At 69.7% G+C, this 14071-nt stretch carries 16 protein-coding genes; 6 read left to right on the forward strand and 10 right to left on the reverse strand.

Annotated elements, in window-relative coordinates; translation table 11 throughout:
• Positions 1-13: 13 nt before the first annotated feature.
• From HQ308_RS14160 to HQ308_RS14185, 6 genes are all read right to left on the reverse strand, one after another.
• Positions 14-562, reverse strand: a complete 549-nt coding sequence (locus tag HQ308_RS14160; protein ID WP_222638870.1) for a dihydrofolate reductase family protein — start codon at positions 560-562, stop codon at positions 14-16.
• Positions 563-778: 216 nt separating this feature from the next.
• On the reverse strand, positions 779-1735 hold the full coding sequence (gene rlmB, locus HQ308_RS14165) for a 23S rRNA (guanosine(2251)-2'-O)-methyltransferase RlmB (protein WP_027506446.1): 957 nt from the start codon (positions 1733-1735) through the stop codon (positions 779-781).
• The gene (gene cysS / locus HQ308_RS14170; RefSeq protein WP_027506447.1) at positions 1735-3141 is read right to left on the reverse strand and encodes a cysteine--tRNA ligase; all 1407 of its coding nucleotides are present in this window, start codon (positions 3139-3141) and stop codon (positions 1735-1737) included. The genes rlmB and cysS overlap by 1 nt, the downstream gene beginning before the upstream one ends.
• Positions 3142-3152: 11 nt before the next feature.
• A complete protein-coding gene (gene ispF / locus HQ308_RS14175; protein WP_222646797.1) occupies positions 3153-3665 on the reverse strand; it encodes a 2-C-methyl-D-erythritol 2,4-cyclodiphosphate synthase in 513 nt (170 codons plus the stop codon).
• 10 nt (positions 3666-3675) lie between these two features.
• Positions 3676-4356 (reverse strand): 2-C-methyl-D-erythritol 4-phosphate cytidylyltransferase, encoded by a 681-nt coding sequence (gene ispD, locus HQ308_RS14180; RefSeq protein ID WP_222646798.1) that lies wholly within the window; start codon positions 4354-4356, stop codon positions 3676-3678.
• Positions 4357-4363: 7 nt separating this feature from the next.
• Entirely contained in the window at positions 4364-4852 is a 489-nt protein-coding gene (locus HQ308_RS14185; protein ID WP_027506450.1) for a CarD family transcriptional regulator, read from the reverse strand.
• Between the two features lie 259 nt (positions 4853-5111).
• On the opposite strand from HQ308_RS14185, the gene HQ308_RS14190 reads away from it, so the two are divergent.
• The 3 genes from HQ308_RS14190 to disA all read left to right on the forward strand — a co-directional run bounded on the left by HQ308_RS14190 (position 5112) and on the right by disA (position 8384).
• Positions 5112-5696, forward strand: a complete 585-nt coding sequence (locus HQ308_RS14190; protein WP_056443593.1) for a hypothetical protein — start codon at positions 5112-5114, stop codon at positions 5694-5696.
• A gap of 53 nt (positions 5697-5749) precedes the next feature.
• A complete protein-coding gene (radA, locus tag HQ308_RS14195) occupies positions 5750-7171 on the forward strand; it encodes a DNA repair protein RadA (RefSeq protein ID WP_056443590.1) in 1422 nt (473 codons plus the stop codon).
• Between the two features lie 121 nt (positions 7172-7292).
• Positions 7293-8384 carry a DNA integrity scanning diadenylate cyclase DisA gene (gene disA / locus HQ308_RS14200; protein ID WP_056444293.1) on the forward strand — a complete coding sequence of 364 codons (1092 nt, stop codon included), beginning with the start codon at positions 7293-7295 and terminating at the stop codon, positions 8382-8384.
• 204 nt (positions 8385-8588) lie between these two features.
• On the opposite strand, the gene HQ308_RS14205 is transcribed toward disA, so the two are convergent.
• Both HQ308_RS14205 and HQ308_RS14210 read right to left on the reverse strand, forming a co-directional pair.
• A complete protein-coding gene (locus tag HQ308_RS14205; RefSeq protein WP_222638873.1) occupies positions 8589-9302 on the reverse strand; it encodes a hypothetical protein in 714 nt (237 codons plus the stop codon).
• Positions 9303-9344: 42 nt separating this feature from the next.
• The gene (locus HQ308_RS14210) at positions 9345-10037 is read right to left on the reverse strand and encodes a carbonic anhydrase (protein ID WP_222646800.1); all 693 of its coding nucleotides are present in this window, start codon (positions 10035-10037) and stop codon (positions 9345-9347) included.
• A 69-nt stretch (positions 10038-10106) separates the two neighbouring features.
• On the opposite strand from HQ308_RS14210, the gene HQ308_RS14215 reads away from it, so the two are divergent.
• Positions 10107-10979, forward strand: a complete 873-nt coding sequence (locus tag HQ308_RS14215; protein ID WP_222646802.1) for an A/G-specific adenine glycosylase — start codon at positions 10107-10109, stop codon at positions 10977-10979.
• Here the strand turns inward: HQ308_RS14215 and HQ308_RS14220 are convergent.
• Positions 10911-11699 carry an alpha/beta fold hydrolase gene (locus HQ308_RS14220; RefSeq protein WP_051613515.1) on the reverse strand — a complete coding sequence of 263 codons (789 nt, stop codon included), beginning with the start codon at positions 11697-11699 and terminating at the stop codon, positions 10911-10913. The genes HQ308_RS14215 and HQ308_RS14220 overlap by 69 nt on opposite strands.
• Before the next feature lie 36 nt (positions 11700-11735).
• On the opposite strand from HQ308_RS14220, the gene HQ308_RS14225 reads away from it, so the two are divergent.
• A complete protein-coding gene (locus HQ308_RS14225; RefSeq protein ID WP_222646804.1) occupies positions 11736-12062 on the forward strand; it encodes an antibiotic biosynthesis monooxygenase in 327 nt (108 codons plus the stop codon).
• Between the two features lie 83 nt (positions 12063-12145).
• A complete protein-coding gene (locus HQ308_RS14230) occupies positions 12146-13561 on the forward strand; it encodes a serine hydrolase (protein WP_222646805.1) in 1416 nt (471 codons plus the stop codon).
• On the opposite strand, the gene HQ308_RS14235 is transcribed toward HQ308_RS14230, so the two are convergent.
• Positions 13558-13995 (reverse strand): OsmC family protein, encoded by a 438-nt coding sequence (locus HQ308_RS14235; protein ID WP_027506457.1) that lies wholly within the window; start codon positions 13993-13995, stop codon positions 13558-13560. The genes HQ308_RS14230 and HQ308_RS14235 overlap by 4 nt on opposite strands.
• Positions 13996-14071: the final 76 nt, after the last annotated feature.

The following is a 14071-nucleotide window of genomic DNA, read 5'->3' on the forward strand; positions in this document are numbered from 1 at the left end:
ATGATGACAGGACTCAGGTCTGCGCGTGCGGTTCCACGACGTCGTACTCCGCGCAGAGGAACGCGCCGTTGCGCGCGAAGTCCACGAGTCGGAGATCGAACCGACGCGGGAACAGCGGCCTGCCGGCGCCGAGGGTGACCGGCGCGATCGAGACGACGATCCGATCCAGGTGTCCGGCCTCGGCGAACTGCGCTGCCAGATCACCGCCCCCCACGATCCAGACGTCCTTGCCGCCGGCGGACTCCTCGATCGCCGGCCACAGGTCGGCCACGTCCCCCGCAGCGAATCGAACGTCGTGCTCGGAGTCCGCGAAGTCTCGATGGGTCACCACCCACGCCGGCATGTCGTACGACCATGCCTCCCCGGTCGACGCGTTGTGGTCGAGGACCCAGGCGTAGGTCGTGGCTCCCATGACGATCGCGCCGATGTCCGCGATGAAGTCGCCGTAGTTCATCGGGCCGTGCTCGTCGATGTCCTGACGGAAGAGCCACTCGAGAGAGTCGTTCTCGTCGGCGAGGTAGCCGTCGAGGGTGCTGGCCGTGAAATAGGTGGTCCTGGTCACAGGGCGATTCTGCACCCGACCACCGACACCGATCGAGCTTGCGGCCGGGCACGTTGCGGAGGGTGTGCACACCCTCTCCGGTGAGCGCACACCCCTCACCGCCGACTGCACAGGGTGTGCGGTTCAGGCAACGGGTGTGCGCACCCCATCCGACCCAGACTGGAGCTCAGCTGCCGGCCCCGTTCATCGAGTCGGTCCGCGTCCACTGAGCCGGGTTCAGCCCCGGCGCTGCCGCGCGATGCCCGCGAGCACGACACCCGCTGCGACGGACGCGTTGAGCGACTCCACCGGACCGGCCATGGGGATCGACAGGATGCTGTCGCAGTTGTCGCGGACGAGGCGGGACAGACCCTTGCCCTCGGACCCGACGACCACCACGATCGGCCCGGTGCCGTCGAAGTCGTCCAGCGAGGTGTCACCGTCGGCGTCGAGCCCGACCACCATCACACCCTTGTCGGCCCAATCCTTCAGCGTCCGAGTCAGATTGGTCGCACGGGCGACGGGGAGACGCGCTGCCGCGCCGGCACTGGTGCGCCACGCGACGGCCGTGACACTCGCGCTGCGTCGCTGCGGGATGACCACGCCGTGTCCACCGAACGCTGCGACCGACCGGACGACGGCACCGAGGTTGCGGGGGTCGGTGATGTTGTCGAGAGCGACCAGCAGCGGCGGCTCCTGACGCTGGCGCGCCTGCGAGAGGAGATCGTCGGGGTGGGCGTACCGGTACGGCGGCACCTGGAGCGCGATGCCCTGGTGCATGCCGTTGGCACTCATCCGATCGAGATCGGTGCGGGAGACCTCCAGGATCGAGATGCCCTTGTCCGCGGCGATCTGGACGCTCTCCTTCAGCCGATCGTCGGCCTCGGTGCCCGACGCGACGTACAGCGCCGTCGCCGGCACTCCCGCGCGCAGGCACTCCAGCACCGGGTTGCGGCCCAGCACGTTCTCCGGACCGTCCTCGGTCTTGCGGACCGGCGGACGGCCGCGACCCGAACCGGACGCGTCCCGGCTGGTCGGCCGTGCGCGCCGGGCGTGCTTGGTGCGCTCGGCCGCCGGCGGGGTCGCTCCGCGGCCCTCGAGGCCCTTGCTGCGCTTGCCGCCGGACCCGACGGTCTGGCCCTTCTTGGTGCCGGTCTTGCGCACCGCTCCGCGTCGACTCGAATTGCCTGCCATTACTTCTCCGTGCCTTCCGGCTGTGCGATCGACCATTCCGGGCCGTTCGGGGTGTCGGTGACCTCCACGCCCGCGCGGGCGAGGCGGTCACGAATACGGTCGGCCGTCGGCCAGTCCTTGCCTGCCTTGGCGGCGCTGCGCAGCTCGAGGTCGTCCGCGATGAGCAGATCGAGCGCCGCCCGTTCCGCCGACGCGTCGGCCGAGCCGGACGCCCAGTGCGGATCGAGGGGATCCACGCCGAGGATCGACGTCATGGCGCGGACGGACGACGCGGCCTCGACGGCCTCGTCCAGCTTCCCCGCGGCCAACGCACTGTTGCCCTCGCGGCGGAGTCCGTGGATCTCGGCGAGCGCCTTGGGCACCGAGAGATCGTCGTCGAGCGCCTCGGCGAACGCGGGCGTCCAGGTACCGATCGGCACCTCGCCCGCGCGCTCCGCGGTCTTCGTCACGAACGCCTCGATGCTCCGGTACGCCGATGCCGCTTCCTGCAGTGCCTCGGCCGAGTACTCGAGCATCGACCGGTAGTGCGCGCTGCCGAGGTAGTAGCGCAGTTCCTGCGGACGCACGGTCTCGAGCATCGTCGGGATGGAGACGACGTTGCCGAGCGACTTCGACATCTTCTCGCCGCTCATGGTGACCCAACCGTTGTGCAGCCAGTACTGCGCGAAACCGTCCCCCGCGGCGCGGGACTGGGCCAGCTCGTTCTCGTGGTGTGGGAACACCAGATCGAGTCCACCGCAATGGATGTCGAACGCGGACCCGAGGTAGGTCTCCGCCATCGCGGAGCACTCGATGTGCCACCCGGGCCGGCCGGGTCCCCACGGGGTGGGCCACGACGGCTCGCCGGGCTTGGCCGTCTTCCACAGCGTGAAATCGCGCGGATCGCGCTTGCCCGCACCGACGCTCTCACCCTGGTGGACGTCGTCGAGCCTGTGCCCGGACAGAGCGCCGTACTCGCCCCAGCTCCGCACGTCGAAGTAGACGTCGCCGGCGGCCGCGTACGCGTGACCCGCGTCGATCAACCGACCGATCAGCTCGACCATCTGCGTGATGTGACCCGTGGCGCGCGGTTCGGCCGACGGGGGAAGCACACCGAGGGCGTCGTAGGCCGCGGTGAAGGAGCGCTCGTACGTCGCCGCCCACTCCCACCACGGACGGCCGGCGTCGGCGGCCTTGTTCAGGATCTTGTCGTCGATGTCGGTGACGTTGCGGACGAAGGCGACGTCGTAGCCGGCGGCCGTCAGCCACCGCCGAAGGACGTCGAACGCGACGCCGCTGCGCACGTGACCGATGTGGGGATGCCCCTGGACCGTGGCCCCGCACAGATACACCGAGGCGTGTCCGGGGGCCAGCGGAGTGAACTCACGCACGGCCCTGGTCGCGGTGTCGTAGAAGCGCAGGGTCACGACGGCCGATCCTACCGGGGATTCGACTCGCCCTGTACCACGCGAGCGTCGTCCGGGACCGCACTCTCCAGCACGAGAGCGGTGGCGATCGCGGCCACACCCTCGCCGCGGCCGGTCAGGCCGAGCCCGTCGGTCGTGGTGGCCGAGACGGAGACGGGCGCCCCCAGGATGTTCGTGAGCAGTGTCTGCGCCTCCACCCGACGTGGGCCGACGCGCGGATGATTGCCGATGACCTGGACCGCGGCGTTGCCCACGCGCATCGAGTGCTGCGCGAGCAGTTCGCGGACGTGCATCAGCATGGTGGCGCCGCTGACGCCGTCCCATTCGGGGCGACCCGTGCCGAACACCGAGCCCAGATCTCCCAGACCGGCCGCGGACAGCAGCGCGTCGCAGAGTGCGTGCGCCGCGACGTCGCCGTCGGAATGCCCGGCACAGCCGTCGGCGTCCTCGAACAACAGTCCGGCGATCCAGCACTCACGCCCCACCTCGACGGGGTGGACGTCGGAACCGATCCCTACACGCATGGTCTCCCTCTCACGACTGTGTCCGGCGGGCGACGAGTGCGCGAGCCAGGACCAGATCCATCGGGGTGGTGATCTTGAAGGCCTCGGCGTCGCCGACGACCGTGTGCACGTCGACTCCCAGACGTTCGACCAGGCCGGCGTCGTCGGTGGCCGTCTCGGGAAAGGAATCGTAGGCACGCCTCAGGGTCACCCCGTCGAATCCCTGCGGCGTCTGCACCGAGCGCAGCGTGGCCCGGTCGACCGTTCCGGTGACCACACCGGCAGCATCGACGGACTTCATCGTGTCGACGACGGGCAGCACCGGCACCACGGCCGACGCGCCGGCGCCGACCGCCTCGACGACGCGGGTGATCAGGTTCGGCGGCGTCAGGCAGCGTGCGGCGTCGTGCACGAGCACGATGTCCGCCGCACCGGCCACTGCCAGGCCGGCCCGCACCGAATCGGTGCGCTCGGCTCCGCCGACGACGACGTCCACCGGCAGGACGCAGGACTCGACCAGACGAGAGGTCGTGTCCTGCAGAATGTTCGGGACCACCACCACGACACGAGAAAGGGCGCCGGAGGCCGACAGGCCGTCCAGCGCCCACTCGAGCAGAGTGCGTCCCGCGAGTTCCACGAACGCCTTGGGCACGTTCTCCCCGAGGCGAACGCCCGATCCGGCTGCCGGAACGAGCGCGACGACGTCCGTCACACGCGCGTCAGGACGCCGCGGCCAGAACCTCGTCCAGCATGGAGTCCGCCCTGACCTCGTCGGTTCCCTCGGCGAGTGCGAGCTCGCCGACCAGGATCTGACGTGCCTTCGCCAGCATGCGCTTCTCACCAGCGGACAGGCCGCGGTCCTGCTCACGACGCCACAGATCGCGCACGACCTCGGCCACCTTGTTCACGTCACCCGACGCGAGCTTCTCCAGGTTGGCCTTGTACCGGCGCGACCAGTTGGTGGGCTCCTCGGTGTGCGGCGCGCGGAGAACCTGGAACACCTTGTCCAGACCCTCCTGGCCGACGACGTCCCGGACACCCACGTACTCGGCGTTGTCGGCAGGAACTCGAACGGTGAGATCACCCTGGGCTACCTTGAGAACGAGGTATTCCTTGGCCTCGCCCTTGATGGTGCGTGTCTCGATATTTTCGATCAGCGCCGCTCCGTGGTGCGGGTAAACGACGGTGTCTCCGACCTTGAAAATCATGTGTTCGGTGCCCCTTTCGATATGGCCAGTTTAACACGCCTCCGATCCGGGGTCGTTCCAACGGTGCAGGTCAGGGGCACAGGGCTGGTGGGGACGCTCTTGACAGGGGGCGGGATACATGTATCGAGCAGGCTGTTCGGCCCGCGGCGGCACCGACTGGCGTCACCCGATCCACACGTCCGGACGGCGAACTACTACGCTGCGTGGTGGTGGCCGCCCGTCGGCACAACTCTCGATGACGACCAGTGGAGGACGACCAGTGACCGCATCTACCGCCCGGATCCGGCCGGCCCGAGTCGCGACCGGCGTCGCGCTCGCTCTCGGCACGGTGATCAGCCTCTCCGCGTGCAGCGCCGGGCAGATCTCCCAGACGGCGACGCAGGTCGCCGCGGTCAACGGTAACGGCGCGGACCAGGGCACCGTCTCCCTGCGCAACGTGCATGTCGCCTACCCCTCCTCCGACGAGTTCGTGCTCGAGCCCGGTGGCCGCGCGGAGCTGATCTTCACGGCGATCAACACCAGCGAGACCACACCGGACCGCATCACCGGCATCGAGACCGAGGGTGCCGCCGAGGTCGTCGTCACCGGTGCCACCGGTGGCACCTCCATCGAGATCCCGGCGCAGGCGTCCGTCGCGTCCGGAGTGCCCGCGGACCAGGACCCCACCGCCCCCGAGGGGTCGCAGTCCATCACCGCCGTGATGGAGGACCTCTCCGAGAACGTGCGCCCCGGACTCACCGTCCCGGTCACCTTCACGTTCCAGCAGGCCGGCGACGTCACCGTCAGCGTGCCCGTCGATCCGGGCCCCGTCACCCCGCGCCTCGACGAAGAGGCCAACGGCTGACGGTCCCCCGTCGGCCGAACATTCCTGTCGGTAGACACCTCTAGTCTTCGCGAGTGGCCAAGACTCGTACCAGTTATCGCTGTTCGGCCTGTCAGCACACCGTGGCCAAGTGGGTCGGCCGCTGCCCCGAGTGCGAGACGTGGGGCTCGATGGACGAGGTCACCCTCCTCGCCTCCGTGTCGTCCCGCCCGGGTGCGAGCGCCGTTCGGGCGGGCGGCGCGTCGATGATCCCGACGTCGCCGGCACTACCGCTCACACAGGTTTCCAGCACGTCCTCCATCGCCCGTCCCACCGGGGTCGACGAGCTCGACCGCGTGCTCGGCGGCGGCATAGTGCCCGGCTCGGTGGTGCTGCTCGCGGGTGAACCGGGCGTCGGCAAGTCCACCCTCCTGCTCGAGGTGGTCAAGCAGTGGGCCGAGCGCAGCCCGCAGGACATCGCGCTCTACGTCACGGGTGAGGAGTCGGCGGGGCAGGTGCGTCTGCGCGCCGACCGGACAGGCGCCGTGCACGAGCGCGTGTTCCTCGCCGCGGAGAACGACCTGGCCACCATCTTCGGCCACGTCGACCAGGTCGCGCCCACCCTCGTCGTCGTCGACTCCGTGCAGACCATGCAGGCGTCCGACGTGGACGGCGTCATCGGCGGCGTCACCCAGGTCCGGGCCATCACCTCGGCGCTGACGTCCCTCGCCAAGGGCAGCGGCACGGCCGTCATCCTCGTCGGCCACGTCACGAAGGACGGCGCGGTCGCCGGGCCGCGCTCGCTCGAGCACCTCGTCGACGTCGTCCTGCACTTCGAGGGCGACAAGCACTCCACCCTGCGCATGGTCCGGGGCGTCAAGAACCGCTTCGGCGCCGCCGACGAGGTGGGCTGCTTCGAACTGCGCGAGGGCGGCATCCACGGCGTCAGCGATCCGTCCGGCCTGTTCCTGCACCACCGCGCCGACTCGGTCCCTGGCACCGCCGTCACCGTCACGATGGACGGCAAGCGGGCCCTGCTCGCGGAGGTCCAGGCACTCGTCGCGCCGTCGCACATGCCCACGCCCCGCCGGGCCGTCAGTGGTCTCGACGCCGCCCGGGTGTCGATGATCCTCGCGGTCCTCGAACGTCGCTGCGGCGTGCAGCTCAGCAGCCGGGAGGTCTACGCCGCCACCATCGGCGGTATGCGGACCACCGAGCCCGTCGTCGATCTCGCGTTGGCACTCGCGGTCGCCTCCGCGGCCCGTGACACCGCCCTGCCCCCGGGAATGGTGGTGCTCGGCGAGGTGGGGCTGGCCGGAGAGGTCCGGCGCGTGGTCGGCGTCGACCGGCGCCTCGCCGAGGCCGCGCGGCTGGGGTTCACCTCCGCGATCGTCCCGTCCGACCAGCGTCGCGGCGTGAAGGACGACACGGCCGGAGATCCACCGGGCATGCGGGTCGTCCGGGTCACCGACGTCGCCGGCGCGATGCAGGGAGCCTTCGAGCGACGACGGAAGTAGACCACTCGACCCGCGGACGGAACGCCGGTGCGGTGAGTACCGGTACCCTGACTCTGCACCACCGGCAACCGGGAACGACGTGGGAGGGGGACCAGTGACCGACACCGTGACGACTCCGGACATCTCCCTCGGCTTCCCGGTACCCCACTCGTCCCTGCGTGACGCCATCGCCGACCTCGCCCCGGGCACCACGTTGCGCGACGGTCTCGAGCGCATCCTGCGTGGCCGCACCGGCGGACTGATCGTCCTCGGGTACGACGAACAGGTCGAGAGCATCTGCGACGGCGGCTTCGATCTCGACGTCGAGTTCGCCCCCACCCGGCTCCGCGAACTGTCCAAGATGGACGGCGCCGTCGTGTTGTCCACCGACGGTTCGCGCATCGTCCGCGCCAACGTGCAGCTCGTCCCCGACCACACCATCCCCACGGTCGAGTCCGGTACCCGCCACCGCGCCGCCGAGCGCACCGCGATCCACACCGGCTATCCCGTGGTGTCCGTCAGCCAGTCGATGAGCATCCTCAGCGTCTACGTCGGCGGAACCCGGCACGTCATCGAGGGTTCCGCGACCATCCTGTCCCGCGCCAACCAGGCCGTGGCCACCCTCGAGCGGTACAAGGCGCGCCTCGACGAGGTCAGCCGTCAACTGTCCGTCACGGAGATCGAGGACTCGGTGACGTTGCGCGACGCGCTCACCGTCGCGCAGCGCCTCGAGATGGTCCGGCGCGTGTCCGTCGAGATCGAACAGAACGTTCTCGAGCTCGGTATCGACGGGCGCCAGCTCGCACTGCAGCTCGAAGAACTGGTGGGCGACAACGACTCTGCGCGCCAACTCGTCGTCCGCGACTACCTCGCCGGCAACGACACACCCACCACCGCGGCCGTCGAACGCTCCCTCGCGGCACTCGACCGGCTCACCGACGTCGACCTGCTCGACCTCACGGTGATCGCTCGTGCCTTCGGCTACCCCGGCACCATCGAGGCGCTCGACGCACCGATGAGTCCCCGCGGGTACCGGTTGCTCACCCGCGTTCCGCGGCTGCAGTTCACGCAGATCCACCGACTGGTCGGGCACTTCGGCACCCTGCAGACACTGCTGGCCGCCACCGCAGCCGACCTGCAGTCCGTCGAGGGCATCGGTGGGCTGTGGGCCCGGCACATCAGAGAAGGCCTGTCCCGCATGGCCGAGGCCAGCATCTCGGGGCCCTTCGATTGATCGGCCGGCCTCCGGCCTTCCCGTTCGACTGATCGGCCGGCTCCCGGCCTTCCCGTTCGACTAATCGGCCGGCTCCCGGCCTTCCCGTTCGATTAGTCGGCCGGTCTTCCCGGAGGGGTTTCGTGTTCGCGCTGCGACTGCAGCACCTGCCGGAACGCGGAACTGCCGCGGGAACCGACCTCGCTGACGCGGAACGGAGGTGCGCTACGTGATGTTGAACGTCTCCGGCGCGCTGCGCAGCTGGCCGAGCTGGCCGACCACGCTGTATCCGCCGGGGCCCACCGGGTTCCGCGGCGCCGCGCACCCGGGCTCGGAGGTGGTCGCGGACCACTTCACGGCGAACGGCGCCTGCTCACCGGGCTGCAGCGTGCGGATGTCGGGAGTCGTGGTGGGGAAGCAGTCGACGTTCGACCAGAGTCGCTGCCCCTCCAGCGTGTAGACCAGCACCTGCTGCAGACCCGAACCCAGATCGCGCTCGCACGCCGAGGTTCCGATGTTGGTGACGACGACGGTGAACGCCGGCTCCTGCCCAGCGGGGTAGGACGGCTGATCGGGCGAGGCCTTCACGGCGAGAGACTGATCCGCGCACTGACCGGGAGCGACAGGCGCAGAGGACGTCGTGGCGGACGTGGACGTCGCCGACGACGAGGACGCGGCGTCTCCGCCCTCGCTGCCACCACCGGAACCTCCTGCCGGAGCGGAGCCTCCGGTCGCGGACGCGTCGGGGCGGTACGTCGTGGCAGCGGACGGTGCGAGCGAGGCGGACGCCGCGGTGGACTCGGAATCCTGCGACCCGCCACCGGCGAGCGACACCACCAGCCACACCACGAGTCCGATGACCACCACTGCGCCACCGATCGCGAGCGCGCGGCGTCGCCAGTAGATCTCGGGAGGCAAGGGTCCGTTCGGCTCGAGCACAGGTCAACCGTATGTGCCGACGCGGTGACCGAGCGGCACCTACTACGGCGTGTCGCTCGCCGTCGCTGACGAGGTGAGCAGATCACTCGCATCGGTGCGGTCGGTCGACCCCATCTCGACGTGTCCGATGTCGCCCAGCGCGCCCTGGAACTCCACCTTGCCCTCGGCCAGCTTGTACGTCAGGCCGACGATGGCGAGTTTTCCCGCGGCGACGCGCTTCTCGAGGATCGACGACCGATCGATCAGCAACTTTCCGGTCTCGAGGACGTGGCGCGCCTCGACGTCGTCGGCGCGCGTGTACCCCAGTCGGTGGGCGTTGAGGACGGACGGCGTGACCCGCTCGACGATGTCGCGGATGAAGCCACCGGGGACGGTGCCCTCGTCCAGCGCGTTGATGGTCGCCTTGACGGCACCACAGCTGTCGTGGCCGAGAATGACGATCAGCGGCGCTTCGAGGACCTCGGCGCCGAACTCCAGGGAACCCAGAACAGCCGAGTCGACGACCTGGCCGGCCGTGCGGACGACGAACATGTCGCCGAGGCCCTGGTCGAAGATGATCTCGGCTGCCACCCGAGAATCGGAGCACCCGAAGACGATCGCGGTGGGGTGTTGACCGTCGACGAGCGACGCGCGGTAATCCACCCCCTGGCTGGGATGCTCCGGGCGGCCGTCGACGAAACGGCGATTACCCTCGACGAGTGCGTTCCATGCTGAGCGGGGACTCGAATTAGGCATGGACTCATTGTTACCGAAACATGAGTCACCCGCCGGTGGCGGCCCCGACTTCCGGGAAGGATCACAGACATGGACAGCGAGGTTCTGGTCTCGTGGTACCGACGCGAGGCCAGGGATCTGCCGTGGCGCCGTAGCGGTGTCAGCGGGTGGCAGATCCTGATGAGCGAGGTGATGCTGCAGCAGACTCCGGTGGCGCGGGTCGCTCCGATCTGGGTCGAGTGGGTACAGCGATGGCCGGTGCCGTCCGCCATGGCCGCGTCATCGCGGGCCGACGTCCTGCGGGCCTGGGGCAAGCTCGGCTATCCCCGTCGCGCCGCACGCCTGCACGACTGCGCCGCCGTCCTCGCCGAGCACCACGGCGACGAGACGCCGTCGGATGTCGAGACGCTGCTGACCCTGCCGGGTGTCGGGGCGTACACCGCGCGCGCCGTCGCCTGCTTCGCCTACGGGCAGCGGGTCCCCGTCGTCGACACCAACGTGCGGCGGGTCGTCGCCCGTGCGGTCCACGGCCGCGCTGAGCCCGGAAACCCCAGCACCACACGAGATCTCGCAGACACCGAGGCCTTGCTACCCGAGGACGTCGCCACCGCGGCCACTCTGTCGGCGGCACTGATGGAGCTCGGCGCCATCATCTGCACCGCACGCAATCCCGCCTGCGCGGACTGCCCGCTCCCGTCGTGCGCGTGGGTCGAGGCCGGTCGGCCGGCGCACGACGGACCGCCGAGGAAGGTGCAGAAGTTCGCCGGAACCGATCGGCAGGTACGCGGAAAACTGATGGACGTACTGCGCTCCACGATGGGTCCGGTGGAGAAGTCCGAGCTCGATCTGGTGTGGACGACCGATCCCGGCCAACGTGACCGTGCCCTGAACTCGCTACTGGTCGACGGGCTCGTCGAGCAGACGTCCGCCGGCGCCTTCGCGCTCGCCGGGGAGGGCTCGTAGGAACGACTCGACAGCGCGCCGGTACTCCCCCGGCCGATCGTCGTGCACCAGATGCCCGGCGCCGGCGACCACCTCGTACGTCGAGTCGTGATGCAGTGCAGCCATTCTCGCCATCTGACCCGCTGGAGTGACCGTGTGCTCCGCCTCGAGCAGCAGCGCGGGAGCACGCACTGCTCGCCACTCGTCCCAGAAGTCGCGTCGTCCCCATTCGTCCGAGATCGCCGCGAACGTGTCCACGTCTCCGTGCAGGTGCAGCCCGTCCGGCGTCCGCTCGAAGGAGTCGAGGAAGTACTGCCCCGCGACGTCACCGAAGTACGCCAGAACCGCGGCCTCGTCGGGGAACGGCTGGGGCCACGCACGGATGACGGCGGCCCACCCGTCGGAGGTGCGACCGCGGAAGTCGGGAGCCATGTCCTCGACGACGATCCCGCGCACCCGATCCGGTTCGCGCGCCGCGAGGCACCACGCGTGGAGCGCGCCCATGGAGTGACCGATCAGGATCACGGACTCGAACGGCGCCAGCGCCTCGCGCAGCTCGTCGACGAACGCCTCGGTGGTGAGGGTCGCCGGAGCAGCACGCCCGTGTCCCGCCGCCCGGGCGGCGAGGACGTGGCCGTGCTCCCGCAACCAGGGCACCTGCCGTCGCCACGTGTCCGGGCCGCCCATCAGGCCGTGCAGCAGCACGAGCGGCACTCCGGAGCCGCCGTGGTCGTCCAGCATCGCTCGACCGTAACCGGCGCAGGTAGCCTCGGGTCCATGCCAGTGGTCAAGATCAACGCCATCGAGGTGCCCGAGGGCGCCGGCCCCGAACTCGAGAAGCGCTTCGCCGCCCGCGCCGGATCGGTCGACGGCTCACCCGGTTTCCTCGGTTTCCAGCTGCTCCGCCCGGTCAAGGGCGAGAGCCGCTACTTCGTCGTCACGCAATGGGAGGACGAGGAGTCGTTCCAGGCCTGGTCGGGTGGACCGGCTCGCGAGGCCCATTCCGGTGAGCGGGCGAAGCCGGTCGCCTCGGGTGCCTCGTTGCTGGAGTTCGACGTCGTCCTGAACGTTCCGGCCCGTCGAGACGGACCGGCCGACCGGTAAACCCGGACATGGCTGTAGGTAAGGTCGGTTCTTCACGGCAGTTCGAGCCACAGCAGTTCGAGCGGGAACGAGGTCGGCGACACATGCCCACGTCACGCAGGTACGTCATTCTGGCCGCTGCCGTCACCGCGACTCTCACGCTCGCCGGATGCTCCGCAGGCGTCGATCCGCTGCTCGAGTCGGGAGCCGCGCGCGGCGACGGATCCACGACGGAACCCGCCGACACGACCGCTGCCCCGGCCGCCGGCGCGCCGATCACGGCGGTCACCGACACCGTCCTCGGTTGGATCACGACGCCGGACCCCACCACGCTCGACCCGGCCGCGATCGACTCCTTCGCGGCGCCCGAGCTGGCGCAAGCACTCGCTCAGGTCGGCGGGCTGCTCGGTCCCGTCGCGCAGATCCTGGCGAGTGGCCCCCTCACCGTGGGCGAACGGACCGAGGACGGCCTCGAGTCCACCGTGCAACTGAGCACCGGCCGGAACGCGCCCGTGACGCTGCGACTGCGCGCCACCGAGGACGGCCTGCTGTCCGGGATCCAGGCTCTGCCCGACACCGAGGGCGTCGACTCCTTCGCCTCGTCGGACGCTGCGCTCACCGCTCTCGGTGCCCGCACGTCCTACGTCGCCTCCCGCGTCACCGACGGCACCTGTACTTCCGTTCACAGCCTGAACGCGGACGACTCCCTGCCGCTCGCCTCCGTCGCGAAGCTGTACGTGCTCGGCGCGGTCGCGCGGGCCGTCGACAACGGGACGCTGTCGTGGGACGAGCAGTTGACCGTGACCGACGCACGCAAGTCGGCCCCGTCGGGACAGTTGCAGTTCGCTCCCGAGGGAACACCGGTGACGGTGCGCGAGGCGACCGACGCGATGATCGCGATCAGCGACAACACGGCCACCGATCTGCTGATGGATCGCATCGGACGGGACGCGGTCGAGTCCGAGGTCACCATCATGGGCGCCGCGAATCCTGCGGCGCTGACGCCCTTTCCGACGACACGCGAGTTCTTCGTGCTCGGGTGGGGACGGCCGGACCTGCGGGCGCAGTGGCGCGACGCCGACACGCAGACCCGCCGCGACATCCTGGCCGGAATCGAGAATCGCACCATCGACAGCGAACCCGTCGATCCGGTGACCGCCGACCTCGACTACCAGGGCATCGCGACGAGGCCCGGTACGCCGGACGGAGTCGAGTGGTTCGGCAGCGCGAACGACATCTGCCGCGCGTACGCGGCGTTGATCACGGGTCCGCAGAGCGACGTCGTGCGCCAGGTCCTCGCGCTGAACCCCGGCGCCGAGGTCGATCCCGCTCGCTGGCCGTACGTCGGCTACAAGAACGGCAACGCCGCGGGCGACGTGTCCGGGTCGTGGTTGCTGACGGATGCGACGGGCCAGGACTGGGTGGTGGCCACCCAACTGCAGTCCGACGAGGCGATCGGCCCCCTGGACAACGCGTACGCGTTCGCCGTCGTCCAGGGGACGTTCGAGCTGTTGCGTTAGCTCTCGAGAGCAGCGTCGAGCGTGATCTCGACGCCCGTCAGGGCCTTGCTCACCGGGCAGGTCTCCTTGGCGTTCTGCGCTGCCTTCGCGAAGCCGTCGGCGTCCAGACCGTCGACCTCACCGCGCACCGTGATCGTGATGCCGGTCAGCTTGAAGCCGACCTCGTCCGGTCCGAGCGACACCTCGGCGGTGACGTCGAGGCTCTGCGGAGTGCCACCGGCCTCGGCGATGACGGCCGAGAGCTGCATGGCGTAGCAGGACGAGTGCGCTGCGGCGATGAGCTCCTCGGGGCTGGTGGTGCCGCCCGCGTCGTCCGCCGCACGCTTGGGGAACGACACGTCGTACGTGCCGACCTTCGAACTGGAGAGCTCGACCTGTCCCGAGCCTTCCTCGAGTGAACCGTTCCATGCTGTCCGTGCTGTACGAGTAGGCATCAGCCATCCTTGTCGCTGGGGAACTCTTGACTCGTTCAGAGTATCCAGCGGCTGTCGACTTCGAACCGATGCCAGG

The sequence above is a fragment of the Rhodococcus sp. BP-241 genome (assembly GCF_019836145.1).
Taxonomy (GTDB): Bacteria; Actinomycetota; Actinomycetes; order Mycobacteriales; family Mycobacteriaceae; genus Rhodococcoides.

Bases quoted from the DNA above. Each gene is read 5' to 3' on its own strand.
- HQ308_RS14185 (WP_027506450.1), bottom strand. From the start codon at position 4,852: ATGATTTTCAAGGTCGGAGACACCGTCGTTTACCCGCACCACGGAGCG.
- HQ308_RS14210 (WP_222646800.1), bottom strand. From the start codon at position 10,037: ATGCCTAATTCGAGTCCCCGCTCAGCATGGAACGCACTCGTCGAGGGT.
- HQ308_RS14225 (WP_222646804.1), top strand. From the start codon at position 11,736: ATGCCAGTGGTCAAGATCAACGCCATCGAGGTGCCCGAGGGCGCCGGC.
- ispF (WP_222646797.1), bottom strand. From the start codon at position 3,665: ATGCGTGTAGGGATCGGTTCCGACGTCCACCCCGTCGAGGTGGGGCGT.
- HQ308_RS14215 (WP_222646802.1), top strand. From the start codon at position 10,107: ATGGACAGCGAGGTTCTGGTCTCGTGGTACCGACGCGAGGCCAGGGAT.
- HQ308_RS14235 (WP_027506457.1), bottom strand. From the start codon at position 13,995: ATGCCTACTCGTACAGCACGGACAGCATGGAACGGTTCACTCGAGGAA.
- HQ308_RS14230 (WP_222646805.1), top strand. From the start codon at position 12,146: ATGCCCACGTCACGCAGGTACGTCATTCTGGCCGCTGCCGTCACCGCG.
- HQ308_RS14220 (WP_051613515.1), bottom strand. From the start codon at position 11,699: ATGCTGGACGACCACGGCGGCTCCGGAGTGCCGCTCGTGCTGCTGCAC.
- rlmB (WP_027506446.1), bottom strand. From the start codon at position 1,735: ATGGCAGGCAATTCGAGTCGACGCGGAGCGGTGCGCAAGACCGGCACC.